The sequence below is a fragment of the Agromyces larvae genome, from assembly GCF_022811705.1.
GTDB lineage: Bacteria > Actinomycetota > Actinomycetes > Actinomycetales > Microbacteriaceae > Agromyces > Agromyces larvae.
The window spans coordinates 317,970-342,703 of sequence record NZ_CP094528.1; the positions used below are offsets into that span (position 1 = coordinate 317,970).

Here is a 24,734-nt window from a genome sequence, read left to right on the forward strand (position 1 = left end):
GCATCCGGAGGTGCACATGGAGTGGGGCAGGTCGCGCGCGCAGGTCGGGCGGTTCGAGTTCCTCGAGCAGGCGACGTCGACGAACGACGTGCTCCGCGAGGCGGCGACGGGACCCGAGGCCGTGGACTGGCCGCACGGCGCCGTCGTCGTCACCGACGACCAGACCGCCGGCCGCGGCCGGCTCGGGCGCACCTGGCTCGCACCGACCGGCAAGACCCTCGCGATCTCGGTGCTGCTGCGCCCCGCGCGACGCGACGGACGGCCGCTCGACGCGGCATCCCTCGGTTGGCTGCCGCTCATCGCCGGGCTCGCGATGACCGAGGCGGTCGAGCGGGCGGTCGGGCGCGCCGGACTCGCTGAGCCTTCCGGGCTCACTGAGCCTTCCGGGCTCGCTGAGCCGGTCGGGCTCGCTGAGCCGGTCGGGCTCGCTGAGCCTGTCGAAGCGAAGCACCCTTCGACGGGCTCAGGGAGCTTCCCTTCGACGGGCTCAGGGAGCACTGCTTCGACCGTGGAGGACGACGGCCCCGGCCTCGTCGAGGTCGAACTCAAATGGCCGAACGACGTGTTGATCTCGGGATACAAGGTCTGCGGCATCCTCACCGAACTCCTGCCCGGCGGGGACGCGGTCGTCGTCGGCGCCGGCCTCAACCTCACCCTCGACGAGCACGACCTGCCCACGCTCACCTCGACCTCGCTGCTGCTGGCGACCGGCCGCCGGCCCGACGCCGATGCGGTGCTCGCCGACTACCTCGGCACCCTGCTCGCCGCGGTCGACGAGTTCCTCGCCGCCGACGGCGACGCGACCGCGAGCGGGCTCGCCGACCGCATCGCGCAGCGCTGCGGCACGATCGGCGCCGACGTGCGTGTCGAACTGCCCGGCGGGGGCGAACTGCTCGGCACCGCCGAGCGCCTCGACCGCGACGGGCGTCTCGTCGTCCGTGACCGCGAGTCGGGTGAACCGCAGGCTGTCGGGGCGGGGGACGTGACCCACCTGCGGTATTAATGGGCGTATGAGCCGCCCTCCGTCGACGAGTCGTACGGGCGCGCCGACGGCGTCGCCCGAGCGCGTCGTCGCACGGGTGCGGCGGCACGGACGCATGCTCATCCTGCCGGTGCTGCTGCTCGTCGCGGTGGCGGGGGCGCTGCCGTACGCGCTCGGCATCCTCGCCGAGGACTGGCAGCGCTGGGCGGCGATCGCGCTCGCCGCGGTGCTGGTGGTGCTGGGCGTGCTGCTGCCGTACCTCGCGTGGCTCACCCGGCGCACCACGATCACCACGCGGCGGGTGATCCTGCGATCGGGCGTGTTCGTCCGCACCCGGCGAGACGTGCCGCTCGCGCGCAGCATCGACATCAGGGTGCGCCAGTCGCCGGGTCAGCGCCTGTTCGGCTGCGGCGACGTGCGGGTGGACGCCGGTCAGGAGCGCCCGGTCGTGCTGCAGGACGTCCCGCGGCCCGCGCTCCTGCAGGAGGCGCTGCACGAACTCGTCGACGCCGAGCACGCGCGTGCGGTGCTCGCCGCGCAGGCTGCGGGCCGGCCCGGCGGCGGGATCGAGGGCGACACGGTGGTCTTCGGCGCCCGGTAGGCGGGCCCGGCACGGCCGGAACGCCCGCCGGGCAACGACGGATGCTCCGCCGCGGCGCGAGCGCACAGCACGACCGCGTACACTCGACGGACGGCGCGCGCCGCACCCGACGGCTCGCCGGAGAGGCATCCTTTGGCCGAGTGCATCCACGGTTTCGACGACGGACTGTGCGCGATCTGCTTCCCCCCGAAGCAGCCCGAGCCGCCCGAGATTCCGACGCGCGCCGCGTCCGCGCGCGCGACGACGACTCGCGGATCGACGACCCGATCCACCGCACCGCGCACGCGCGGGGCGCGCGCGGCAGCAGGACGCACCGCGGTGCCGGGGCGTCGTGCAGGTGAGCTGACCACCCCGATCGACGTGCGCGCCCTGCGCGTCTACCACGTCACCCACATCGACAACCTCGCCGGGATCCTCGGGGCCGGCGCCGTGCTGCCCGACGTCGGCGACCCGGCCGCGACCCCCGCCGTCGACCTCGCCGCACCCGCCGCGCGCGACTTCCGCCGCAGCGCGCACGTGCCCGGCACCGACACCGCGATCGCCGAGTACGTGCCGCTGCTGCTGTCGACGAACGCCGACGTGTGGGATGCGGTGCGCAGCGGCCGGCCCGACCCGCGGCTCACCGCCGAGGCCGTCGAGCGCCCCGCCGCCGAGCACGTGGTGTTCGTCGGGTCGGTCGCCTCGACCCTCGGGCCGCGCGAGGCGCAGCCCGACGCGGTCGCGGCCGGTGCCTCGGACGCCGCGATCGCCGGCGACGAGTTCGAGGTCGGCTGGGACGCGGTCGAGCGGATGCTCCGCCGCCTCGCCCGGCTCGAGGAGTCGGCGCCGTTCGATCGCGCGGAACTGCTGGTGCGCGGCCCGGTGCCGCTCGAGCGGTTCTCGCTCATCGCCGTCGCCAACGACCGGGTCCGCGACCGGGTGCGCCAGGCGCTCTCGGCTGTCGGCGCGAAGGCGAAGGTCGCGGTCTACCCGCCCTGGTTCCAGCCCGGCGGCGGCGCCGAGGCCTGAGCCGGGGCATCCGGTTCGCCTGCGTTCGCGTCGTCCGCGCCCGCGGGCGGTTCCTCGAAGAGCGCACGCTGCGCCTCCTCGACCCGGGCCGCGGCCGACAGGCCGTCGGCCCGGTACGCGCCCCACACCCAGTACCGGTAGAGCAGGAACCGGAACGCGGTGCCGAGGCCCAGCCCGATGACGTTCGACGCGATGTTGTCGGCGAGCAGGCTGGTGAACCCGAGCGCGTGGTGGCTGATCCAGAGGCAGCCCAGCGAGATCGCCATGCCGCCGAGCGAGACGAGCAGGTACTCGGCGAACTCGCGCAGGTAGTTGCGGCGGCGGTGCCGGCGGAAGGTCCAGTAGCGGTTGCCGACCCAGTTGAACACGATGGCGGCCGACGTCGAGACGGTCTTCGCCCCGATCGCCGACTGCGCCCATCCGTCGGCGCCGAACGCCCCGAGCCGCAGCGCGTTGAAGAGGGCGACGTCGATCACGAGACCGATGAGGCCCACGACGCCGAACTTCAGCAGATAGGCGACCAAGCCGTGCCACAGCCTGCGGAGCGGGGTGGCTGGCGTGGTCACCCGGCCATCGTAGTCGCGGCGCCTGCTCGTAGACTGGGCTGGGCCCGCACGCGGTGGGCCGCGACGAAGGGTGGCACGGGTGCGGGTCGGAGTGATCGGCGGCGGACAACTGGCGCGGATGATGGTGCCGGCGGCGATCGAGCTCGGGGTCGAGCTGCGCGTGCTCGCCGAGGCCGACGGCATGTCGGCGGCGATCGCCGCCGACCGGGTCGGCGACTACACCGACACGGCCACCGTGCTCGACTTCGCGAAGACCGTCGACGTCGTCACGTTCGACCACGAGCACGTGCCGCAGGACGTGCTGCGCGCCCTCGTCGACGCGGGTGTCGCGGTGCGACCCGGGCCCGACGCGCTGCGCTACGCACAGGACAAACTGCTGATGCGCGAGCGGCTCTCCGAGCTCGGCCTCCCGGTGCCCGACTGGGCGCGGGTCGTGGCGCCCGCCGAGCTCGACGCGTTCATCGCCGAGCACGGCGGCGCCGCGGTCGTGAAGACGCCCCGCGGCGGCTACGACGGCAAGGGCGTGCGCGTCGTGCGCAGCGCCGCCGAGGTGTCCGAGTGGTTCACCGCCGCCGCCGAGGACGGCGGGCAGGGCGCACTGCTCGTCGAGGAGCTCGTCGACTTCCGGCGCGAGCTCGCCCAGCTCGTCGCCCGACGCCCGAGCGGCGAGGTGGCCGCGTGGCCGCTCGTCGAGACCGTGCAGGTCGGCGGCGTCTGCAGCGAGGTCATCGCGCCGGCGCCGAAATCGGCCGGGCGACTCGCGGATGTCGCGGCCGACGTCGCGGTCGCGATCGCCGACGGGCTCGGCGTCACCGGGGTGCTCGCCGTCGAACTGTTCGAGACCGTCGACGACCGGGTGCTCGTGAACGAGCTCGCGCTGCGCCCGCACAACTCGGGGCACTGGTCGATGGACGGCGCCACCACCGGGCAGTTCGAGCAGCACCTGCGCGCGGTGCTCGACCTGCCGCTCGGCGGCACCGGCACGCACCGCCCGTGGTCGGTGATGGTGAACATCCTCGGCGGTCCCGAGGAGGGGCAGCTCGTCGACCGGTACGCCGAGGCGATGGCGAACCATCCGACCGCGAAGGTGCACAACTACGGCAAGCAGCCCCGGCCGGGCCGCAAGGTCGGGCACGTGACCGCCGTCGGCGACGACCTCGACGACGTCGTGTACGAGGCGCGGTCGGCCGCGGCGGTGTTCCAGGACTGAGGGGAAGGCTCGCTGAGCTTGTCGAAGCGACCTCGCTCCCTTCGACAGGCTCAGGGAGCTGGGGTGGGCTCCCTTCGACAGGCTCAGGGAGCTCGACGGCGGCACGCGATGGATGCTGCGGGGTTCTCCCAGCGGCCGCCCGTACACTCGATCGAGTGACTGAGACGAACTCCGCCCCCCTCGTCGGCGTCGTGATGGGATCCGATTCCGACTGGTCCGTCATGCAGGAGGCCTCCGCAGTCCTCCATGAGTTCGGCGTCACCCACGAGGTCGAGGTCGTCTCCGCGCACCGTACGCCCGAGAAGATGATCGCGTACGGCCAGCAGGCCGCCGGTCGCGGTCTGCGTGCGATCATCGCGGGCGCCGGCGGCGCGGCTCACCTGCCCGGCATGCTCGCATCGGTCACCACGCTCCCCGTCATCGGCGTGCCCGTGCCGCTCGCCCGGCTCGACGGCCTCGACTCGCTGCTGTCGATCGTGCAGATGCCCGCCGGCATCCCGGTTGCGACCGTGTCGATCGGCGGTGCGCGCAACGCGGGCCTGCTCGCCGTGCGCATCCTCGGAGCATCCGACCCCGCCCTGACCGCGGCGCTCGAACGCCACGCGACCGCGCTGGCCGAGCTCGTCGAAGAGAAGAACGAGCGGCTGAAGCAGTCCCGATGAGCCTCGCCGCGAGCCCGATCCGCTTCCCCGACGCCTCCTCGCGCACGGTGATGACCCGTCGCGGGTGGTGGCTGGTGCTGCTCAACGTGCTCGTGCCAGGTTCGGCGCAGGTGCTGGCGGGCAACCGCCGGCTGGGCCGGTTCGGGCTCGGCGCGACGCTCACGCTCTGGTTCCTCGCGGTCGCGGCGCTCGTCGTCTGGCTCGTCTGGCCGACCGTGCTGTACACCGTCGTGACCTCCACGATCGGGCTCTGGGCGATCGCGCTGGTCGCGCTGTTCTACGCGGTGCTGTGGGTCGTGCTGACGTTCGACACGCTGCGGCTCGTTCGACTCGTGAAGACGGCGCCCGGCGCCCGGTTCGGCATCGCCGCGCTCGGGGTGGTGCTGCTCGTCGGCGTGTCCGGCACGGCCGCGTTCGGCGCGTACGTCGCCACGACCACGAGCGGATTCCTCTCCGACGTGTTCGTCGCGGGTCCTCCCGTGCCCCCCGATGAGAACGGGCGCTACAACTTCCTACTGCTCGGCGGCGACGCCGGACCCGACCGCGAGGGGCTTCGGCCCGACAGCATCCGGGTGGTGAGCGTCGACGCCGAGACCGGTCAGGCGGTCACCGTCGGCCTGCCGCGCAACATGGAGGACGTGCCGTTCGGCGAGGACTCGCCGCTGCACGCGGTCTACCCCGAGGGGTACGGCGCGATCGACGGCTGCGAGGTCGACGCATGCATGCTCAACTCGATCTACACCGAGGTCGAGTTGAAGAGTCCCGAGATGTACCCCGATGCGGTCGCGCAGGGCAGCGAGCCCGGCATCGAGGCGATGCGCGACGCCGCCGAGGCCATCACCGGGCTCGACATCCAGTACTACGTGCTCATCGACATGGCCGGCTTCCAGCAGCTCGTCGACGCGCTCGGCGGCGTCACCGTGAACGTGCCCGAAGACGTGCCGATCCACGCCGATGAGACCTTCACGACCGTGGCCGAGTGGATCCCGGCGGGCGAGCAGCATCTCGACGGCTACCACGCGCTCTGGTATGCGCGGTCGCGGCACGGCACCAGCGACTACGACCGGATGGCACGGCAGCTGCAGATCCAGGAGGCGATGCTCGCCCAGTTCAACCCCGCGAACGTGCTCAGCAAGTTCCAGGAGATCGCGGCGGCCGGCTCCCAGGTCGTGAAGACGGATGTCCCGCAGTCGATGCTCGGCTACTTCGTGAACCTGGCGACGAAGGCGAAGGAACTGACGACCCCGGTCGTCGACATCCCCCTGGTGCCCGACAACGGTTTCGACCCCGAAGACCCCGACTACGCGTACGCGCTGCAGCTCGTGCAGCAGGCCGTCGTGCCGCCGGCGACCGAGGAGCCCGCGGAGTAGGCTCGCTGAGCCCGTCGAAGCTCGCTGAGCTTGTCGAAGCGGGCTCCGTTCGACGGGCTCAGGGAGCGGGTGCGGTTCGCTGAGCTTGTCGATGCTCGCTGAGCTTGTCGAAGCGGGCTCCCTTCGACGGGCTCAGGGAGCGGGTGCGGTTCGCTGAGCTTGTCGAAGCGGGCTCCCTTCGACGGGCTCAGGGGGCGGGTGCGGTTCGTTGAGCTTGTCGAAGCGGGCTCCCTTCGACGGGCTCAGGGAGCGGGTGCGGTTCGCTGAGCTTGTCGAAGCGGGCTCCCTTCGACGGGCTCAGGGAGCTTGCCTGCTACAGGTCGGCGTGGAGCTGCCAGACCCGCTCGGCCGAATCGCGCCAGCTGAACGCCCGGCTGCGGTCGCTTCCGGCGATCGCGAGCCGGGCCGCGAACTCGCGGTCTTCGACGACGCGCGTCACGGCCGCCGCGAGCCGGTCGGCGAAGCCGTCGCCGACTCCCACCGGCACTGCGAGGCCGGCACCTGCGGCGGTCTCGGCGTACGCGGGGATGTCGGAGTGGATGACCGGCGTGCCGAGGCTGAACGCCTCGATGAGCGTGGTCCCGGCGCCGGCGTCATGGGCGGGCGCCACGAATGCGGTCGCCCCGTGCAGCACGACCGCGAGGTCGGCCGCGTCGAGCTCTTCGAAGTGCCGCACTCGCGTGGGGGCGACGCCGTACTCCTCGGCGACGGTCGCGAGGTGCTGCTCACCCCAGTTGCCCGGACCGATCACGACGAGCGGCACGTCGGGAACACCGGGTCGGCCGAGCGCGGCGAGCACATCGACCAGGCCGGTGCGCGGCTCGAGCGTGCCCGCGACCACCAGATGACCGCCCTGCGGGAGCCCGAGGCGCGCGGCGCGCTCCGCGGCATCCGTATCGACCCGAAGCCCCGTGCGCGGCGCAGTGCCGATGACCCGCACCCGATCGCCGAAGTCCGCGACCATCGAGAGCTGATCGGCCAGCGCGTGGGTCGGAACGACCACGGCGTCGGCGTGCTTGCGCGCCCGCTTCAGCATCGCCTTCTGCCACGCGACCGACGTCGCGCTCACCGCTTCGGGGTGGGTCCAGGCGAGGACGTCGTGCACGGTCACCACCACCTGGTCGCCGTGCTCGCGCTGGTGCCGCCGCAGCGGGGCGAACAGGCTCGGGGCGTGGATGATGCCGCCTCCGGGTGAGGTCGTGAGCCCGAGCTGCCATGCGGCGAGGAGCTCGCGTCGGGCGAGCGAGGTCTTGTAGAGGTCGCTGAGTCCGGGCACCTCGTGGCGCACGCGCTCGTAGTCGGACTCCGGCGACGACGATACGATGCCCTCCACCGCGGTGCCCGCCGGGGCCGATTCGACGAGCGCACGCCCGAGATCGACGGTGTAGCGTCCGAGCGGCCCCGGCACGGGCGCGACGACCTGATCGACGATGAAGCGGAGAGTCGTGGTCACGGGGTTCCTCTGACGCGTGCGAAGTGGTCGGCGATGCCACCCTAACGGGTGACAGGCGCCGCGTGCGTTCGCAGTCGGCAGCCGTGTGTCTCTAGCCGAGAAGGGGGAAGACGCCGGCCGTGGCCGCGGCGTGCAGCGCGTCGCGCCAGTCGCGCATGGGGGCGAGTCCGGCGGACGCCCACGCGTCGTGCCCGAGTACCGAGTACGCGGGCCGCGGCGCAGGGCGCACGAACGACGAGCTGTCGGTCGGGGTGATGCGTTCGGGGTCGAGCCCTGCCGCTTCGAGCACCGCCCGCGCGAATCCGAACCAGCTCGTCTGTCCGCCGTTGGTGCCGTGGTAGACGCCGGCCGGTGCATCCGCGTCGACGAGGGCGATGATCTGCGCGGCGAGGTCGGCCGTCCAGGTCGGCTGCCCGACCTGGTCGTCGACCACCGACCAGCTGTCCTTCGTCGCGGCGAGCTTCAGCATGGTCGCCGCGAAGTTCGGCCCGTGCTCGCCGTACAGCCACGCCGTTCGCACGACGTAGGCGCCGTCGGGGTGGGCGGCGAGGGCGAGCTCTTCGCCGGCGGCCTTCGTACGGCCGTACGCGTTGATCGGGTCGCGAGGCCGGTCTTCGGCGTACGGCTCGGTCGCGTGGCCGTCGAACACGTAGTCGGTCGACACGGTGACGAACTTCGCGCCCGCCTCGGCCGCCGCTGCGGCGAGCAGGCCGGTGCCGGTCGCGTTCACGGCGTACGCCTCGGCCTCGTGTGTCTCGGCGTCGTCGACCTTCGTGTAGGCCGCGCAGTTCACGATGACGTCGTGGCCGGCGACCGCCGCGCGAACCGCCGCGGCATCCGTCACGTCCAATTCAGCGCGGCCGAGCGCGGTCACGTCCTGCCCGGCGAGCGCGGCCTGCAGGTCGCGGCCGAGCATGCCGGATGCCCCGGTGATGAGCCAGCGCATCGGCTACTGGCCCTGGGCCTTGTAGCGGGCCTCGGTGGCGTCCTTCTGCGGCGCCCACCAGCCTTCGTTGTCGCGGTACCAGGCGATGGTGTCCGCGAGACCAGCCGCGAAGTCGGCGTACTGCGGGGTCCAGCCGAGCTCGGTGCGCAGCTTCGACGAGTCGATCGCGTACCGGAGGTCGTGGCCCGGTCGGTCGTTGACGTGGTCGTACGCGTCCGCCGGCTGCCCGAGCTCGGTGAGGATGAGCTCCACCACGTCTTTGTTGTTCTTCTCGCCGTCGGCGCCGATGAGGTAGGTCTCGCCGATGCGACCCTTCTCGAGGATGGTGAGCACGGCCGAGGAGTGGTCGTTCGCGTGGATCCAGTCGCGCACGTTCTCGCCCGTGCCGTAGAGCTTGGGCCGTTCGCCGCGCAGCACGTTCGTGATCTGGCGGGGGATGAACTTCTCGACGTGCTGGTAGGGGCCGTAGTTGTTCGAGCAGTTCGAGATCGTCGCCTGCAGGCCGAACGAGCGCACCCACGCGCGCACGAGCAGATCGCTGCCCGCCTTCGTCGACGAATAGGGGCTCGACGGGTTGTACGGGGTCTGCTCGGTGAAGCGCGCCGGGTCGTCGAGCTCGAGGTCGCCGTAGACCTCGTCGGTCGAGATGTGGTGGAAGCGGGTGCCGTGCCGACGCGCCGCCTCGATGAGCGTGTAGGTGCCGATGATGTTCGTGTCGAGGAACGGGCGCGGGTCGGCGAGCGAGTTGTCGTTGTGGCTCTCGGCGGCGTAGTGCACCACCGCATCGGCCTCGGCGACGAGCCTGTCGACGAGCGGCGCGTCGGCGATGTCGCCCTTCACGAACCGGAACCGATCTTCGGGCAGACCCTCGAGCGAGGCGAGGTTGCCGGCGTAGGTCAGCTTGTCGAGCACCGTCACGGTGTGGTCGGTGTGGTCGATCACGTAGTGGACGAAGTTCGAGCCGATGAACCCGGCTCCGCCGGTGACGAGGAGGTTTGACACCCGTTCATCGTAGCCGGGAGCCGCCTGCGACACCGGGGGCAGCCTGTGGGGCGGCCCCTCCGGGCCAGGTCGGATGGAGCTGCCCGTTGCTACACTCTCGGGGTGCAGATCCGCGAACTGAAGGTCCCCGACAGCTACGAGGTCACCCCGAAGCAGTTCGGGGACGACCGCGGTGTCTTCCTCGAGTGGTACCGGTTCGATCGGCTCGAAGAGACTATCGGTCACCCGCTGAAGCTCGCGCAGGCCAACACGTCGGCCTCCAAGCGTGGCGTCGTGCGAGGCATCCACTTCGCGGACGTCCCGCCGAGCCAGGCCAAGTACGTAACCGCTACGCACGGAGCGGTGCTCGACTTCGTCATCGACATTCGCACCGGTTCACCGACCTTCGGTCAATGGGATTCGGTGCTGCTCGACGATATCGATCGCCGTGCGATCTACATCGCCGAAGGACTCGGGCACTGCTTCGTCGCGCTCACCGACGATGCGACGGTCAGCTACCTCGTCACCTCGACGTTCAACGCCGAACGCGAGCACGGCGTGAACCCGCTTGATCCTGCGGTCGGTCTCGACTTCGGCATCGCCGCCGACGACCTCTTGCTGTCGCCCAAAGACACCGAGGCCCCTAGCCTCGCCGAAGCCGAGGCGTCCGGCCTGCTGCCCACCTGGGAGCAGGCACGTGCGTACTACGACGAACTGAACAAGGGAGCGTGATGCGCGGCATCATCCTCGCAGGCGGATCCGGTACCCGGCTCTGGCCGATCACCAAGGGCATCTCCAAGCAGCTGATGCCCATCTACGACAAGCCAATGGTCTACTATCCGCTGTCGACCCTGATGATGGCGGGTATCAACGAGATCCTCGTCATCACCACGCCCGAGTATCACGTGCAGTTCAAGGCGTTGCTCGGAGATGGATCGCAACTCGGCATCCGCCTGGAGTACGCGGTGCAGCCCTCGCCCGACGGGCTCGCTCAGGCGTTCATCATCGGCGAGGAGTTCATCGGCGACGAGTCGGTGGCCCTGGTGCTGGGCGACAACATCTTCCACGGCACGGGCCTCGGCTCGGCGCTTCGCACGCACAACGACATCGACGGAGCTCTCATCTTCGCCTACCAGGTGAGCGATCCGTCCGCGTACGGCGTCGTCGAGTTCGACGAGCAGTTCCGAGCCCTCTCGATCGAGGAGAAGCCGGCCGCACCGCGCAGCAACTACGCGGTGCCCGGACTCTACTTCTACGACAACTCGGTGGTCGAGATCGCCAAGACGATCGAGCCGAGTGCCCGCGGCGAACTCGAGATCTCGACGGTGAACGAGCGGTACCTGCAGGCAGGCAAGCTGCAGGTGCAGGTGCTCGATCGAGGTACGGCGTGGCTCGACACGGGCACGTTCGAGTCGATGATGCAGGCGTCGGAGTACGTGCGCGTCATCGAGGACCGCCAGGGTTTCAAGATCGGATGCATCGAGGAGATCGCCTGGCGCGCCGGATGGATCGACGATGCGGCACTGGCTGTGCTCGCCGACCAGTATCGGAAGAGCGGATACGGCACCTACCTGTCGCGACTGCTCGCAGGCTGAGCAGCAGCCCGCTGCGCGGGCCGCGCCTACTCTCGGCCCTCAGCGCGCCCGGCGGGACATGAGCCGCAGACGCGTCCGTAGGCCGAGCGTGAGCGTCCAGCGCAGCGGGGCGAGCCAGGCCGCCGCGTACTTGCGGTTGATGAACCTGATGGCGCTCTCGTGGTGCGCTCGAAGCATCCGAGCCGACTCCGTGCGCGTGGAGACTCCGCCGATGTGGGTAGCAGAGGCCGACGGCTCGTAGCGGTTGCGCCATCCGGCCTTGCCCAGGCGATACCCGAGGTCGACATCTTCGAAGTACATGAAGTAGCTCTCGTCGAAGCCGCCGATGGCATCGAACGCCGAGCGTCGCACGAGCACGCACGACCCCGACAACCATCCGGCATCGCGAGCGGCCCCGGTGTCGGCGTGCTCGCCGCGGTAGGCACGTGTCCACGGGTTCGCAGGCCATGGGTGGCCGAGGACCGCGTGTCCGACACCGGTGCGCACGGAGGGGATGCTGCGGGCCGACGGGTAGGTCGTGCCGTCCTCGTTGAGGATGCGGGGGCCGACCGCGCCGACCCCTTGATCACGTTCGCCGGCCTCGGTGAGGATCGCGATCGCTCCATCGTGAAGTGCGATGTCGGGGTTCGAGATGAGCACGTAGTCGATCTCGGGGCCGAGGGCGAGCACGCCCGCGTTGATCGCTCCTCCGTAGCCCACGTTGTGCTCGAGCGCGACGACGTGAGCACCGAATTCCGCGGCCACCGTGCGGGTCTCGTCCAGGTCGGCCGAGTCGTTGTCGACGATGACCACGCGCGCGGGAGCAGGCGTCTGGCGGCCGACGGAAGTGAGGAACGCGGCGAGCTGTGCGCTCGAGTTGTACGACACCGTGACGACCGCGACGCGAGACTCAGCGGAAGCGGGCACGGTATCCGATCCTATTCCGCTCTGCCGCACGCGTCGTGTCACGCTCGGGCCGAGCACGGCGGGCGCGGAGGCGCCAGTTGCTAGACTCTGGTGGTTTTCCGCTTTCGGCGGAGCGACTCGACAGCAGAGGTACGTGGTGGGTTCGATCGGCAGGCTGGTCAGCAAGGCGGTTTCTGGGGGGCCTCGGCTCATCGTACGAAAAGTACGCACTGCGGCGGCACTCGTGCGCACGCAAGGAGCGGGCGCGGCCTACCGGTACGCGCGCACGAAGCTCGCGCGGGCCGCAGGCCCGCAGGTGCCGACGCTGCTGGTTGCGCTCGAAGACGCGGCCGCTGTCGACTGGACGACGATTCCCGACCGCATCAGCGAGTCGATCACCGTCGAGTCCGGCTCGGCACGTATCGCGTGGATCATGTCGCCTCCGGGCCGCGAGAGCGGTGGGCACCAGAACCTCTTCCGCTTCATCGAGTTCGCCGAGCGTGCCGGCCATGACTGCCGCATCTACCTCTACCAAGCTGACGACCGCCCGGTCGACGTGGCAGGCGTGCGGGCGATGCTCGCCGCGAGCGAAGCGTACCCGACCCTTCGAGCCCCGATCGAGGTGTGGAACCGGGAGCGAGGCGTGGCCGATGACACGCAGGCCATCTTCGCAACGGGCTGGGAGACGGCGTATCCCTCGTTCCTCGACCGCTCGCACGCGAAACGCCTCTACTTCGTGCAGGATTTCGAGCCGAGCTTCTACCCGGTCGGGAGCGAATCCATCCTCGCCGAGAACACCTACCGGTTCGGCTTCCACGCGATCACGGCGGGCGGATGGCTCGCGCACAAGCTCCGCGATGAATACGGCATGGCGGCCGACCACTTCGACTTCGCGGTCGACACCGAGCGGTACCGCATCACGAACGACGGGCCGCGCAACGAGATCTTCTTCTACGCACGGCCGGTGACCCCACGGCGGGGCTTCGAACTCGGGTTGCTCGTGCTGAACGATTTCGCGAAGCTGCGCCCCGATGTGACCATCAACCTGGCAGGCTGGGATGTCTCGAACTGGCGTATTCCGTTCGCGCACCGCAACCTTGCAAGCCTTCAGCTCTCCGAGCTGAACGAGGTCTACAACAGGTGCGCCGCAGGCCTGGTGATGTCGCTGTCCAACATGTCGCTGCTGCCGCTCGAGCTGATGTCGAGCGGCGTCACACCGGTCGTCAACGACGGTCCGAACAACCGCATGGTGTCCGACAACCCGTACATCGAGTACGTACCGTCGTCGCCGCTCGCCATCGCGCGCAAGCTCGTCGAAGTGGTCGAGCGACCCGACGCCGTCGAGCGGTCCCGCGCGATGTCGGAGTCCGTGAGAGGTGTGGACTGGGCCGCTTCCGGCGACGTCTTCGTCAAGGCGCTGGAGGGGGCGCTCCGTGGCTAGAGCGGTCGTCATCGGGGCCAACGGATTCATCGGGTCGCACCTCGTCGACGGTCTCGTGCGTGAAGGTCACGACGTGCGCGCGTTCGATCGTTTCAGCTCTCGGCGTGCCACGTTCACGTCCGACTCCGTCGAAGTGGTGACGGGCGAGTTCTTGAGCCGCGCAGACCTCGAGGCGGCGGTCGAAGGTCAGGAGTACGTCTTCCACTTCCTCTCGACGACGACGCCCGCGACTGCGGAAGCCGATCCCACGCTCGACATCCGCACCAACGTGGCGCAGACGGTCGAGCTGCTCGAATCGTGCGCCGCGGCCGGGGTCGAGCACCTCTATTTCGCTTCCACGGGAGGTGCGATCTACGGCGACCAGGGCCTCGCGGAGTACTCCGAGAGCGACCGCGCTCTGCCGATCTCGCCCTACGCGATCGGCAAGCTCACGATCGAGCACTTCCTCCACTACTTCCAGGCGACGCACGGGCTCCGTTCGACGGTACTCAGGGTGTCGAACCCCTTCGGCACGCGGCAGAAGCCGAACTCCAAGCAGGGGCTCATTCCGATCGCGCTCCGCCAGATCGCGCTCGGGCGTCCGGTCGTGCGGTTCGGCGACGGCTCGATGGTGCGCGACTACGTGTACGTCGAGGATCTCGTCAAGATGGTCCTCGCCATCACCGGGCACGAGACCGCCCACGACCTGTACAACCTGGGAAGCGGTGTCGGGTACTCCGTCAACGACGTGTTCGATTCGATCCGACGCGTTACGGGCGAGGAGTTCGAGATCGTGGAGCGCCCTGTGCCGCCGACGTTCGTCGACCGAGTCATCCTCAACACCGACCGCTACCGCGACGAGTTCGGCGAGCACTCTCTGACCTCGCTCGACGACGGAATCCGCCTGACCTTCGACGAGATTCGAGAGCACACCGATGTCTGACCCGATCGCAACCGTCACCATCCTGACGTACAACGGCGAGGAGTACCTCGAGCGCATCCTCGCCCAGCTTCGGGCGCAAGAGCTCGACGCGCCGTTCGAAGTGCTCGTCATCGACTCCGGCTCGACGGACTCGACGCTCGACATCGTCCGCCGGTTCCCCGAGGTCCGCCTCCACGAGATCCCGAACTCCGAGTTCGGGCACGGGCGCACCCGCAACCTCGCCGCCCGCCTCGCGAACGGCGAGTTCGTCGCCTACCTGACCCACGATGCGATCCCGATCGGGCCGAACTGGCTTCGCGAGCTGCTCGCACCCTTCGCGATCGACGAGCGGATCGTGGCGGTCATGGGCAAGCAGGTTCCGCGTCGGGAGTGCTTTCCGCTGCTCAAGTACGAGATCCAAGGCGTGTTCGCGGGGTTCGGCCCCGACCTCGCGACATCCGTCTTCTACAAGGACGACGCGATCGACGACTCCGCGCTCGGCTACCTCGGTTTCTACTCCGACGTGAACTCGGCTGCCCGCCGGGACTTCCTGCTGAACACTATCCCGTACCGCGACGTCAGGTACGCGGAAGACCAGCTGTTCGGGCGTGACATCATCGAGGCCGGCTACCGCAAGGCATACGCGCCGAGGGCCGCTGTGGAACACTCGAACGACCTGACGCTCGACGAGTACGGCAAGCGGATCTTCGACGAGACGGTCGGGCTTCGCCAGATCGGCGAGCCGATCCCGCGGATGAGTCGGCGCAGCCAGATCAGGCTGACCGCGCGGGGCATCGCAGGCGATACTATCCGGATCCTGCGCGACCGCGACTACAGCTGGCGGCGGAAGCTCTACTGGCTCGTCGTGAACCCGTCGTTCCAGATCCGCAAATGGTCGAGCTATCGCCCGTCGACGCTCGTCGACCTCGCCGATGATCGCGCGATCGCCTCGGGGTCGCTCGAGCACAGCCGAAAACAGGCCTGATCGCGTCCGGCGATCGACTACGCTGAAAGGCCAGCGGCTTCCGATGAGGGGAGCCGTTCGTCGAGAGGACCAACCGTGCGTGTACCCGAACTCGCCGGCCGCAAAGTGCTGATCACCCAAGGCCATCTCGTCCGCTTCCAAGGATCCGAGATCGTGACGCTCGAACTCGCCGAGTTCATCGCGTCGCTCGGCGCCGAAGTGGTCGTCGCGACCCAATCGTTCGGGCGCCCCCTGCGCTCGGAGTTCGAGGACCGCGGGCTCACGGTCTTCGAGATCACCGACGAGCGGCTCGACGCCGATCTCGCCGAGCGCATGCCCGATGTCGCATGGATCCAGCACGGGGTCATCCCGGAACGCGTGCTCGCCTCGCCGGGCTCCACGACGTTCTACTTCCACCACATGTCGGCCCATCTCGCGCCCGAGTTCACCTCCATCCCCGAGATCGAATCGGCCCTTGCGACCGCGGTGCTCTTCGAGTCGCCGAGCTCGCTCGACGCTCATGTCGCCACCGGGCTCTACGAGAAGATCGACCCCGAACGCCTCCAGGTGTTCGGCAACCCGGCGCCCGCCCGGTTCGCCGAGGCCGTCCGCCCCGACCAGCTTCGGCGGAGCCTCCTCGTCGTCTCCAACCACATCCCGGCGGAGCTGCTCGAGGCTCTCGAACTGCTCTCGGACGAGTTCGACGTCGACCTCGTGGGCTCGCAGCGCGAGCTGGGCGCCGCGCCGAGACGTGTCGACGTCGACGACATCGCGTCGGTCGGCGCGGTCGTGACGATCGGGAAGACGGTGCAGTACTCGATCACGGCCGGCACGCCGGTGTTCGTCTACGACCACTTCGGGGGTCCGGGATGGCTGACTTCCGAGAACTTCGAGCACACGGCGTACGAGAACTTCTCGGGGCGGCGCACACGACGGCTGTCGGCGCGCGAGATCGAGTCGCAGATCCGTGCCGGGTTCGACGCGGCCGCCGACGAGGCCGAGCGGCTTCGCAGCACAGTCGCTCAGCGATACTCGATCTCCTCGAGGTTCGAGCAGTTGCTCGAGTGGAGTCGTGACCGCCAAGTACGCCTCGACTCGATCCCCGAGGGCTGGGTTCGAGCTCAGCAGAGCATTCAGGCGACCGTCGGCACCTACATCCGCGAGTGGATCCGCGAGCAGGGCAACGCGAGCTACAACGGCGAGCTCGCGGCCGCCTGGGAGGCGCAGCGCCAAGCCATCGCCGCGCAGTTGCACGCGGTCACGACCAGCCGTTCATACCTCGCCCTCCTGCGACTCGGACGCGTCAAACGTGCGCTTCTCGCGCCGTTCGTTCGGATGTCGCGGCGCAGATAGCGACGACTCCCGGGGGCGTTCGGACGGGCGTCGTGTCGACTCAGATGTCTTCCGCGTGCTGGAGGACGTCGTCCCAGCGGCGCAGTTCGGTGTCGAAGTCGGATCTCGCGTGGATCGCCTTTCCGAGCCGGGCCCGCCAGCGTTCCTGGTACACGGGCGGGAAGTTGTCGATGTAGTAGCGGCACGTCTCGTCCCACTGCTCGATCGAGAGCGCCTTGCCGTAGTGCTGGCACCGGAAGTCGACCTCGATTCGGCCGTGGATGCCTTGCGGTTCGCGCGAATCCGGCAGTCGGTAGTCGACGCCGGCCGAAGGGCGCCAGGCCATGAGGATGCGACGCCGCTCCACGCCGAAGTACTCACGGAAGTCGAGCAGGGGACGGCCGGAGACGTACGGCTCGTGGTCGTCGGCGGTCATGTAGGCGTCGAAGAGCTCGATGCGCACCCCCTGGACATCCGCGAAGCGCGGTGAACGCAGCGTGCCCCGAATGTCGCCGACGAAGCGTTCGTCGGCGTCGGCGTAGAACACCCATTCGGGATGAAGCCGACGGGCGGCACGATACAGGGCGCGCCGATTCGCCGTCTCCTCCCAGATCCGATTCGGCGAGCGCCAACGGCGATTGACGATCACTCGATGCACCTTCGGATGCCGGCGCGCGATCTCGACGGTGGCATCCGTGCTCGCATCGTCGAACACGACGATCGCATCGGCGAAACCTCCCAGATGATCGAGCGAGTCCGCGAGCAGGAGCTCCTCGTTCCGAACTCGGATCATCGCCACGATCCCCGGCCGTGCCGGTACCCGGTGAAGCCGGCCGCGAACGATTCGGTGGGCCGGCGGCAGGTTGCGCAGGACGACGTGACGGAAGAAGGGCAGGCGTTCTCGAACCGCCGCCGCGGGCCGCGGCAACCGGGTCGAGCGCCAGGCTGCGGCCAGGAGGTTCCGGCCGATGGCCCGGACGTCGAATCGCCGGACGCGGGGGCTCACTGCGCTTCCGGGCTCAGCGAGTTCTTGTATGCGGTGATCGTCGAGTGAGCGTCACCCGAGGTCATCAGTGTTCCCTTGTTGAGCCACGCGGCGTGGTCGCACATGCTCTCGACGGTCGAGAGCGAGTGGCTCACGAGGATCACGGTCTTTCCGTCGCGCTTGAAGTCGTCGAACTTCTGATGGCACTTCGCCTGGAACTCGGCGTCGCCGACCGCCAGCACCTCGTCGACGACGAGGATGTCGGGGTCGACGTTGATGGCGACCGAGAAGCCGAGCCTCACGTACATGCCCGACGAGTAGTTCTTCACCGGCTGATCGATGAACTGCTCGACACCTGAGAACGCGACGATCTCGTCGAACTTTCGACTGATCTCCTTACGCGACATCCCGAGGATCGAACCGTTTAGGAAGACGTTCTCGCGACCGGACAGCTCGGGGTGGAATCCGCTTCCGACCTCGAGCAGGGCGGCGACCTTGCCGTTCGCGGTGATGGCGCCCTGCTCGGGGTAGAGGATTCGCGCGAGGCACTTCAGCAGCGTGGACTTGCCCGAACCGTTGCTGCCGATGAGTCCGAAGGTCGAGCCCATCGGCACCTCGAGGCTCACGTCACGGAGGGCCCAGAAGTCTTCGTGCACCGAGATCCGGCGTCGCATGACCGCCGACTTCAGGCTCTGGTTGCGTTCGTGGTACAGCCGGAAGCGCTTGCTCACGGAGTCCACATTCACGGCGATCTCCGTCATAGCGTTTCAGCGAGTCCCTTCTCGTTCTTCCGGAAGATCAAGAATCCGCCGACCAGACTGACGAGCGCCCAGACCACGCACGCGAGCACGTCGGACAGCTCGGGCAGCCGGTTGTCGTACATGAGGTACCGGAACACGGTCACAAAGTGCAGCATCGGGTTCAACGAGTAGATGTCGAGCACGGTCACGGACGTGCCGAACAGCCCTCCGAGGCGATCCGACTGGTCGGCTACGAGGCTGATCGGGTAGACGATCGGGGTGAGATACATCCAGACCTGGAGCACGAGCGTCAACAGGTACTGGGTGTCGCGGAAGTACACATTCGCGACGGACAGGGCGAGCGCCACACCGGTCGCGAAGACGGCGAGCACGACCATCATCAGGATGACGAGCGGGATCCAAGGCCACAGGAACGAACCGGCGATGAGCAATGCCACCGAGAGCACGAGCATCTCGAACAGCCAGTTGTAGCCGACCGTGAGGACGGCGGCCGTCGGCAGGACGATTCGGGGGAAGTAGACCTTGGTGATGAGGCCCGCGTTGCCGACGAGTGACGCCATGCCGGTCGAGACCGCGCTGGAGAAGAACGTCCAGGGGAGGAGTCCGCACAGGAGCCAGAGTGCGAACACGTTGAGCCCGCTGGGATCTCCTGCGGCGGGCTGGATCCTGAAGACGAACGAGAACACGAAGGTGTACACGAGCATCGCCGTCAGCGGGCTCGCGAGAGACCACAGTCGTCCGAGCACGGTTCGCTTGTACTGCCCTCGGATGTCTCGCAGCACCAGGTTCGACAACAGCTCGCGCGATGACGCGAGCTCTTTCAGGTACCCCATGCAACCTCACTCGATGACGGCCGACCGGCCAGAACCAAACACCATAGCCTAGCCGACCCCGAGCTGCGGATCGGCTGCACGATCGCTGAATGCCCCAGCCGGAGCCTTGCTACATTCATAGGCAAGGGGAAGCAGTCCGAGCGATGACGCGAGGGCTGCGAGAGGGGGACTCCGTGGCGGATGCAACGACCTTCGGCGGTGTCCGGCAGAGAGGCCGGATCATCGGCATCCTGGTGGCGACGCTCGCGCTCGTCGCGGGTCTCATCGCCATCCCGCAGCAGTCGTCGATCGCGGCCAACGGATCCGATTTCGACCCGGGGTTCATCATCGCCGACGATCTCTTCTACGACGGAGCCGCGATGTCCGCCGGTCAGGTCCAGTCCTTCCTGAACGCTCGCGTTCCGCAGTGCCGTGCCGGCTACGTGTGCCTGAAGGCCTACTCGCAAGACACCGCGTCCCGCGCCGGCGAAGCCGGCCGCTGCGGTGGATACGCCGGGGCTCCCGGGGAGTCGGCCGCGACGATCATCGCGAAGGTCGGAGCGGCGTGCGGCGTGAGCCAGAAGGTACTGCTCGTGCTGCTCGAGAAGGAGCAGAGTCTCGTGACCGACGACTGGCCGACATCGCGCCAGTACCGATCCGCAACAGGGTACGGATGTCCCGACACCGCGGATTGCGACGCGGCATACTACGGCTTCTTCAATCAGGTCTGGATGGCTGCGCTCCAGTTCAAGCGCTATCAGGCGAATCCGGGTGGGTGGCGTCACATCGCCGGTCGCACGGTCAACGTGCTCTTCCATCCCAACGCGGCGTGCGGCAGCGGCCCCGTCTACATCATGAACGCCGCCACCGCCGGTCTGTACAACTACACGCCCTACCAGCCGAACGCCGCGGCGCTCGCAAACCTCTACGGCACGGGCGACGGGTGCAGCTCGTACGGCAACCGGAACTTCTGGCGGATCTACACGGACTGGTTCGGGCCGACGAAGATCGGACCGCAGTACTTCATCGAGAAGACCTACCGGGACTACGGCGCTGAGGCGGGCGTGCTGGGGCCCGCGGTCACGGACATCCGGAGCTTCACGGCGAATGGCGGGGGCGCCGTGCGCGGATACCAGAACGGCGCGATCGCCTGGTCCGCCCCCCGGGGTGCGTTCGCGATCATGGTGGCGATCAGGGCGACCTACGGCGCGTGGGGCGGGGTCGAGGGCTGGATTGGCTGGCCAGCCTCGGGGGCGAACTCGATCTCGGCGCACGGGGGCGGCACGGTGCAGGCCTTCCAGTTCGCCGCGATCGCCTCCTCGCAGACGGGAACGTGGCCGATTCCGAACGCCAACCGCACGGCGCTTGCCGCGGTCGGCGGGATCGACGGCGAGTTCGGATGGCCCATGGGCGAGAACGTCTGCGACGCCCAGTCCCGCTGCATCCAGGCGTTCCAGGGCGGATCGGTCTACGGACGGACCGGCGCCGCGTTCGGGCTCCCGGCGAGCATTCGCGCCGTCTTCGAGACGAACGGCGGGCGGACCGGAGCATTCGGCGAGCCGACGAGCAATCCGAACCGGATCGAGGCGAACGGCGGCGGCCGCGCGCAGGGGTTCGAGAAGGGCGCGATCGTCGAGTCGCCGGCCGGCACCTTCGCCGTGACCGGAGGCATCCGGACGGCGTTCAACGCGGCCGGCGGAATCGGCGGCGTCCCCGGATGGCCGGTCGCCGCAGCGGCCTGCGACGCAGGCGGCGCGTGCTCGCAGCGCTTCCAGCACGGCAGCGCATTCTCCTCGTCCGACGGCGCCGCATGGTTCATCGACGAACGACTCGCTGGCGAGTACGCCGCTCTGCGTGCGACACTCGGCAAACCGACGTCGGGCACGAACGCGATCGCCGCGAACGGAGGCGGGATCGTCCAGGGCTACGAGGGTGGGGCGATCGCGTGGTCGTCTACCGGTGGAGCCCACGCCATCACGGGAGTGCTGAGGACGCAGTACAACGCGCTCGGCGGAATCGCGGGGCAACCCGGCTGGCCGACCGGTTCCGCGACCTGCGCCGCGGGCGTGTGCACCCAGCGGTTCGCAGGTGGACTCATGGTCTCGAGCGCCCAACGCGGCTCGCTCGTCATCTCGCAGGCGACGGACCGGTATCTCGCGGCCGGCGGACCGACGGGCTCGCTCGGATGGCCGACCACCGGCGGGATCCGCTTCGAGGCCTCGGGCGGGGGCTTCGTCCAGGCCTTCGAGCAGGGCGCCATCGCGGCGAGCGCCTCCGGCGCCTACGTGGTCTCCGGTGGAGTGCGCGCGTTCTACAACGAGCGCGGCGGGATCACTGGTCCGCTCGGATGGCCAGCGAGCGAGATGACGTGCGATTCCGCGGGGACGTGCAGCCAGCAGTTCCAGAACGGCCGCATCGTGTGGTCTCCCATCGGGGGCGGGCGCGTCGAGTGAGCTCGGGGCGCGTCAGCGCTCGTGCCCGGGTCTCACCAGGCGGTGGTAGCGGAGGAATTGCAGGGCGCGCCACGCGGACAGTTTCACCCGGGTCAACACCGGCGATGCGCCGATCGACCGGGCGAGCTCGAGACGACCACGGCTCACGGCGTCGATGTGCCGCCCGCGAGGAGTGGCGCCCCGGCTCGTCTGACCGGAGTGCACGCGATACCGGATGAGGGGTCGGGGAAGGTTCGCGATCGGGCCGGAGCGCGCGATGCGCAAGATGAAGTCGTAGTCTTCCATCTGGCGGAGTCGCTCGTCGTACCCGCCGACCGCATCGAACGCTGACCGGCGGAAGAGCAGCGACGAATGCGCCACGGTGTTCGACAGCAGCAGAGTGGGGCGGATGTCGTCGCCCGTAGGAAGGGCGACCTCGCCGGTCACTCGCGAATGCTCGTCGATCCTGATGACGGCCGACCCGACCGCCGGCGAGTCGGGATGGCGGTCGAGATGGTCGGCCTGGAGCGCGAGCCGATCGGGATCGACGAGGTCGTCGCTATCGAGTCGTGCCACGTACGAAGTGCGGGACGCCCGGACGCCCGTGTTCATCGCGACGGTCTGACCGACGTTCTCGGGGAGCGGGACGATCTCGACCCGGGGGTCGTCGGCCCACGGACGGGACTCGTCGACGGGGATCCCGTCGAGGACGACGACGAGCACGACCTCGACGCCTCGGCTGGCGAGCACCGACTCGATCGCATCGTCGAGCCACCGGTCGATCCGATTCGTCGGGATGATCACGCTCACTTCGGTCACGTGCTGTGCTTCCCATCCATCTCGAACACCGTCCGGAGCCCCGCCGGACGAGTGACCAGCGTAGCCGAGGCCCGTGCCCCTCGACGTAGGATGCACTGTGCCGCAGCCACCCGGTTGCGGGGAGAGGCGGTCCGGTTGCCCGAGCATGTGCTGTTCGTCGTGTCGAACTACCCACCGCACCTCGGAGGAGTGGAGTTCCACGTCCAGCGCCTCGCCGTCGAGCTCGTCGCGTCGGGTCACCGGGTGACTGTGCTCACGACGACGACGGGAGCCGACGTCGGCGTGAGCGAGGAGCGTGGGGTCGCCGTCATCCGGATACCCGGGCGGGTCCCCGTCCAGGACATCCTGAGCTTCCCGGCGCCGGGCACGGCGCGACGCATCCGGTCGCTCTGTCGTCAACGCGACGTCACGGTCGTCTCGACCCATACCCGGTTCTTCCCCATGTCGTTCGTCGGCGCCCGCGCGGCTGCTCGGGCGGGCATTGCCCACGTGCACACCGAGCACGGCTCCGATCACGTGCGGGGCGTCGGACCAATCGTCGGGCTCACGAGCCGCCTCGTCGATCGAACGATCGGTCGCCGTGTTCTTCGCTCGGCGGATGCGGTCCTCGCGGTCTCGGATCGGGTGCAGACCTTCGTCCGGAGGCTGTCGGGCCGCGAGGCGATCGTCTTCCCGAACGCCATCGACATCGGTCCATGGCTCGCTGCTCGTCCGAGTCGGCCGCGCGAGCGTCGACGTCTCGTGTTCCTCGGCCGCCTCGTGCCGGGCAAAGGGTGGGACGATTTCATCACGACCGCGGCACTGCTGCGTGACCGAGGCTTCGAGTTCGATGCCGAGATCATCGGCGACGGCTCGGATCGACCGTCGGTCGAAGTCGCCGTGAAGCGCGAGCGGCTCGACGGCGTGGTCGCCGTACGCGGCCGCGTGGTTGGCGCCGACCTTGCGCGGGCGCTCGCCGGGAGCACGCTCGTCAACGCCACGCGGCTCGCGGAGGGTTTCCAGACCTCCCTGATCGAGTCGGTCGCGGCCGGCGGGGATGTCGTGACCTACCCGATCGCCGGCGCATCCACGCTCGCCGAGGCTGGCGCCCCGGTATGCATCGTGGCGGAGTCGACGCCGGCGGCCCTGGCGACCGCGATCGCCGAAGGGCGCCCCGGGCGCGTGTTCGACGCGTCGAGGCTCGCAGCGTGGGACTGGCAGACCCGGGCTCGCGACTACGCTACTCTCCTCGCGTCCGTCCGCGCCGAACGCGCCCGGGTCCATGCGAAATCTCGCCGGTAGTCCTCGAATAGACTGGTCAGCGGTCCGTTGAACGGCGGACCGGTCAGTAGCGAGGTGTGACATCAGCGAATCGGAGTACGCGACGACGTGGCTCGTCGTGCCCCTCTTCAACGAAGCGACCGTAGTCCGCTCGGTGGTCGAGGAAGCACGCCGGACGTTCCCGAACATCGTCTGCATCGACGACGGAAGCTCCGACGACTCCGTTGCAGAGGCCGAAGCCGGCGGCGCCGTGGTCGTGAAGCACCCGACCAACCTCGGTCAGGGTGCGGCGATCCGCACTGGACTCGACTACGCGCTGCAAGACCCGAGCGCCGAGTACTTCGTGACGTTCGACTCCGACGGACAGCACCAGGTGGATGACGTCGTCGGAATGATCGGACGGTTGAAGACGGGCGACTCCGACATCATCGTCGGTTCGCGCTTCCTCGACGGTCGCACGAAGCCGGGCTTCCTGAAGTCGATCGTCCTCCGTCTCGCGGTGCTGTTCGAGTCGATGAGCACGGGGGTGCGGCTGACCGACGCGCACAATGGCCTGCGAGCGATGAACCGCCACGCCGCGACGGTCATCAAGATCGATCAGAACCGCATGGCTCACGCCTCCGAGATCGTCGCCGAGATCGGCCGCAACAAGCTCGAGTACGCCGAGTTCCCGGTGCACGTCGTGTACACCGAGTACTCGCGGTCCAAGGGGCAATCGATCTGGAACTCGGTCAACATCCTCAACGATCTGTTCCTGAAATAGGAAAG

Annotated in this window: 25 protein-coding genes; 16 read left to right on the top strand and 9 right to left on the bottom strand. The window is 69.0% G+C overall.

All coding sequences use genetic code 11. From position 1 onward, the window contains the following. Window positions 1-16: 16 nt before the first annotated feature. The 3 genes from MTO99_RS01375 to MTO99_RS01385 all read left to right on the top strand — a co-directional run bounded on the left by MTO99_RS01375 (window position 17) and on the right by MTO99_RS01385 (window position 2,591). Window positions 17-1,003, top strand: coding sequence for a biotin--[acetyl-CoA-carboxylase] ligase (locus tag MTO99_RS01375; protein WP_243556309.1), 987 nt, complete (start codon window positions 17-19; stop codon window positions 1,001-1,003). A 7-nt stretch (window positions 1,004-1,010) separates the two neighbouring features. Continuing rightward, window positions 1,011-1,583, top strand: coding sequence for a PH domain-containing protein (locus MTO99_RS01380; protein WP_243556311.1), 573 nt, complete (start codon window positions 1,011-1,013; stop codon window positions 1,581-1,583). 132 nt (window positions 1,584-1,715) lie between these two features. Then, complete coding sequence (locus MTO99_RS01385; protein WP_243556313.1) at window positions 1,716-2,591, top strand: DarT ssDNA thymidine ADP-ribosyltransferase family protein; 876 nt, start codon at window positions 1,716-1,718, stop codon at window positions 2,589-2,591. Here the strand turns inward: MTO99_RS01385 and MTO99_RS01390 are convergent. Then, entirely contained in the window at window positions 2,549-3,157 is a 609-nt protein-coding gene (locus tag MTO99_RS01390) for a GtrA family protein (RefSeq protein ID WP_243556315.1), read from the bottom strand. The two genes, MTO99_RS01385 and MTO99_RS01390, sit on opposite strands and share 43 nt — an antisense overlap. A 79-nt stretch (window positions 3,158-3,236) precedes the next feature. On the opposite strand from MTO99_RS01390, the gene MTO99_RS01395 reads away from it, so the two are divergent. The 3 genes from MTO99_RS01395 (at window position 3,237) to MTO99_RS01405 (ending at window position 6,399) form a co-directional block, all read left to right on the top strand. Further along, window positions 3,237-4,367, top strand: coding sequence for a 5-(carboxyamino)imidazole ribonucleotide synthase (locus tag MTO99_RS01395; RefSeq protein ID WP_256461026.1), 1,131 nt, complete (start codon window positions 3,237-3,239; stop codon window positions 4,365-4,367). A 194-nt stretch (window positions 4,368-4,561) separates the two neighbouring features. After that, window positions 4,562-5,029 carry a 5-(carboxyamino)imidazole ribonucleotide mutase gene (gene purE / locus MTO99_RS01400; protein ID WP_243558882.1) on the top strand — a complete coding sequence of 156 codons (468 nt, stop codon included), beginning with the start codon at window positions 4,562-4,564 and terminating at the stop codon, window positions 5,027-5,029. Continuing rightward, a complete protein-coding gene (locus MTO99_RS01405; protein ID WP_243556317.1) occupies window positions 5,026-6,399 on the top strand; it encodes an LCP family glycopolymer transferase in 1,374 nt (457 codons plus the stop codon). The genes purE and MTO99_RS01405 overlap by 4 nt, the downstream gene beginning before the upstream one ends. Before the next feature lie 313 nt (window positions 6,400-6,712). On the opposite strand, the gene MTO99_RS01410 is transcribed toward MTO99_RS01405, so the two are convergent. The 3 genes from MTO99_RS01410 to rfbB all read right to left on the bottom strand — a co-directional run bounded on the left by MTO99_RS01410 (window position 6,713) and on the right by rfbB (window position 9,800). Beyond that, window positions 6,713-7,852, bottom strand: coding sequence for a glycosyltransferase (locus MTO99_RS01410; protein WP_243556319.1), 1,140 nt, complete (start codon window positions 7,850-7,852; stop codon window positions 6,713-6,715). Window positions 7,853-7,943: 91 nt separating this feature from the next. Then, window positions 7,944-8,798, bottom strand: a complete 855-nt coding sequence (gene rfbD / locus MTO99_RS01415; RefSeq protein WP_243556321.1) for a dTDP-4-dehydrorhamnose reductase — start codon at window positions 8,796-8,798, stop codon at window positions 7,944-7,946. A 3-nt stretch (window positions 8,799-8,801) separates the two neighbouring features. Then, window positions 8,802-9,800, bottom strand: coding sequence for a dTDP-glucose 4,6-dehydratase (rfbB, locus tag MTO99_RS01420; RefSeq protein ID WP_243556323.1), 999 nt, complete (start codon window positions 9,798-9,800; stop codon window positions 8,802-8,804). Window positions 9,801-9,902: 102 nt separating this feature from the next. On the opposite strand from rfbB, the gene MTO99_RS01425 reads away from it, so the two are divergent. Both MTO99_RS01425 and rfbA read left to right on the top strand, forming a co-directional pair. After that, on the top strand, window positions 9,903-10,511 hold the full coding sequence (locus tag MTO99_RS01425) for a dTDP-4-dehydrorhamnose 3,5-epimerase family protein (RefSeq protein ID WP_243556324.1): 609 nt from the start codon (window positions 9,903-9,905) through the stop codon (window positions 10,509-10,511). Next, a complete protein-coding gene (gene rfbA / locus MTO99_RS01430) occupies window positions 10,511-11,374 on the top strand; it encodes a glucose-1-phosphate thymidylyltransferase RfbA (RefSeq protein ID WP_243556326.1) in 864 nt (287 codons plus the stop codon). The genes MTO99_RS01425 and rfbA overlap by 1 nt, the downstream gene beginning before the upstream one ends. Window positions 11,375-11,413: 39 nt before the next feature. Here the strand turns inward: rfbA and MTO99_RS01435 are convergent, their stop codons facing one another. Beyond that, the gene (locus tag MTO99_RS01435; protein ID WP_243556328.1) at window positions 11,414-12,280 is read right to left on the bottom strand and encodes a glycosyltransferase family 2 protein; all 867 of its coding nucleotides are present in this window, start codon (window positions 12,278-12,280) and stop codon (window positions 11,414-11,416) included. Between the two features lie 133 nt (window positions 12,281-12,413). Here MTO99_RS01435 and MTO99_RS01440 point away from each other — a divergent pair, with 133 nt between their 5' ends. The 4 genes from MTO99_RS01440 (at window position 12,414) to MTO99_RS01455 (ending at window position 16,918) form a co-directional block, all read left to right on the top strand. After that, on the top strand, window positions 12,414-13,700 hold the full coding sequence (locus tag MTO99_RS01440) for a rhamnosyltransferase WsaF family glycosyltransferase (protein ID WP_243556330.1): 1,287 nt from the start codon (window positions 12,414-12,416) through the stop codon (window positions 13,698-13,700). Beyond that, entirely contained in the window at window positions 13,693-14,622 is a 930-nt protein-coding gene (locus MTO99_RS01445) for an NAD-dependent epimerase/dehydratase family protein (RefSeq protein WP_243556332.1), read from the top strand. The genes MTO99_RS01440 and MTO99_RS01445 overlap by 8 nt, the downstream gene beginning before the upstream one ends. Beyond that, a complete protein-coding gene (locus MTO99_RS01450) occupies window positions 14,615-15,586 on the top strand; it encodes a glycosyltransferase family A protein (RefSeq protein ID WP_243556334.1) in 972 nt (323 codons plus the stop codon). The genes MTO99_RS01445 and MTO99_RS01450 overlap by 8 nt, the downstream gene beginning before the upstream one ends. Before the next feature lie 153 nt (window positions 15,587-15,739). Continuing rightward, the gene (locus tag MTO99_RS01455) at window positions 15,740-16,918 is read left to right on the top strand and encodes a hypothetical protein (protein ID WP_243556335.1); all 1,179 of its coding nucleotides are present in this window, start codon (window positions 15,740-15,742) and stop codon (window positions 16,916-16,918) included. Window positions 16,919-16,958: 40 nt separating this feature from the next. On the opposite strand, the gene MTO99_RS01460 is transcribed toward MTO99_RS01455, so the two are convergent. Then, a complete protein-coding gene (locus MTO99_RS01460; protein ID WP_354002524.1) occupies window positions 16,959-17,663 on the bottom strand; it encodes a glycosyltransferase family protein in 705 nt (234 codons plus the stop codon). Between MTO99_RS01460 and MTO99_RS01465 the strand changes: the two genes are divergently transcribed. Then, the gene (locus tag MTO99_RS01465) at window positions 17,550-17,951 is read left to right on the top strand and encodes a hypothetical protein (RefSeq protein WP_243556339.1); all 402 of its coding nucleotides are present in this window, start codon (window positions 17,550-17,552) and stop codon (window positions 17,949-17,951) included. The two genes, MTO99_RS01460 and MTO99_RS01465, sit on opposite strands and share 114 nt — an antisense overlap. Here MTO99_RS01465 and MTO99_RS01470 read toward each other — a convergent pair. Beyond that, window positions 17,900-18,613 carry an ABC transporter ATP-binding protein gene (locus MTO99_RS01470; RefSeq protein WP_243556341.1) on the bottom strand — a complete coding sequence of 238 codons (714 nt, stop codon included), beginning with the start codon at window positions 18,611-18,613 and terminating at the stop codon, window positions 17,900-17,902. The genes MTO99_RS01465 and MTO99_RS01470 overlap by 52 nt on opposite strands. 26 nt (window positions 18,614-18,639) lie before the next feature. After that, the gene (locus tag MTO99_RS01475; RefSeq protein ID WP_243556342.1) at window positions 18,640-19,476 is read right to left on the bottom strand and encodes an ABC transporter permease; all 837 of its coding nucleotides are present in this window, start codon (window positions 19,474-19,476) and stop codon (window positions 18,640-18,642) included. Between the two features lie 89 nt (window positions 19,477-19,565). Here MTO99_RS01475 and MTO99_RS01480 point away from each other — a divergent pair, with 89 nt between their 5' ends. Continuing rightward, window positions 19,566-21,908: an LGFP repeat-containing protein gene (locus MTO99_RS01480; protein WP_243556345.1), complete on the top strand. Its 2,343-nt coding sequence runs from the start codon at window positions 19,566-19,568 to the stop codon at window positions 21,906-21,908. 12 nt (window positions 21,909-21,920) lie between these two features. Here MTO99_RS01480 and MTO99_RS01485 read toward each other — a convergent pair whose 3' ends face one another. After that, window positions 21,921-22,706 (bottom strand): glycosyltransferase, encoded by a 786-nt coding sequence (locus MTO99_RS01485; protein WP_243556347.1) that lies wholly within the window; start codon window positions 22,704-22,706, stop codon window positions 21,921-21,923. 51 nt (window positions 22,707-22,757) lie between these two features. Between MTO99_RS01485 and MTO99_RS01490 the strand changes: the two genes are divergently transcribed. Next, a complete protein-coding gene (locus MTO99_RS01490) occupies window positions 22,758-23,987 on the top strand; it encodes a glycosyltransferase family 4 protein (protein WP_243556348.1) in 1,230 nt (409 codons plus the stop codon). A gap of 97 nt (window positions 23,988-24,084) precedes the next feature. Beyond that, window positions 24,085-24,729: a glycosyltransferase family 2 protein gene (locus MTO99_RS01495; protein WP_243556350.1), complete on the top strand. Its 645-nt coding sequence runs from the start codon at window positions 24,085-24,087 to the stop codon at window positions 24,727-24,729. Window positions 24,730-24,734: the final 5 nt, after the last annotated feature.

Bases quoted from the DNA above. Each gene is read 5' to 3' on its own strand.
- MTO99_RS01375 (WP_243556309.1), top strand. From the start codon at position 17: ATGGAGTGGGGCAGGTCGCGCGCGCAGGTCGGGCGGTTCGAGTTCCTC.
- MTO99_RS01380 (WP_243556311.1), top strand. From the start codon at position 1,011: ATGAGCCGCCCTCCGTCGACGAGTCGTACGGGCGCGCCGACGGCGTCG.
- purE (WP_243558882.1), top strand. From the start codon at position 4,562: ATGGGATCCGATTCCGACTGGTCCGTCATGCAGGAGGCCTCCGCAGTC.
- MTO99_RS01405 (WP_243556317.1), top strand. From the start codon at position 5,026: ATGAGCCTCGCCGCGAGCCCGATCCGCTTCCCCGACGCCTCCTCGCGC.
- rfbD (WP_243556321.1), bottom strand. From the start codon at position 8,798: ATGCGCTGGCTCATCACCGGGGCATCCGGCATGCTCGGCCGCGACCTG.
- rfbA (WP_243556326.1), top strand. From the start codon at position 10,511: ATGCGCGGCATCATCCTCGCAGGCGGATCCGGTACCCGGCTCTGGCCG.
- MTO99_RS01450 (WP_243556334.1), top strand. From the start codon at position 14,615: ATGTCTGACCCGATCGCAACCGTCACCATCCTGACGTACAACGGCGAG.
- MTO99_RS01465 (WP_243556339.1), top strand. From the start codon at position 17,550: ATGCACCTTCGGATGCCGGCGCGCGATCTCGACGGTGGCATCCGTGCT.
- MTO99_RS01475 (WP_243556342.1), bottom strand. From the start codon at position 19,476: ATGGGGTACCTGAAAGAGCTCGCGTCATCGCGCGAGCTGTTGTCGAAC.
- MTO99_RS01480 (WP_243556345.1), top strand. From the start codon at position 19,566: ATGCCCCAGCCGGAGCCTTGCTACATTCATAGGCAAGGGGAAGCAGTC.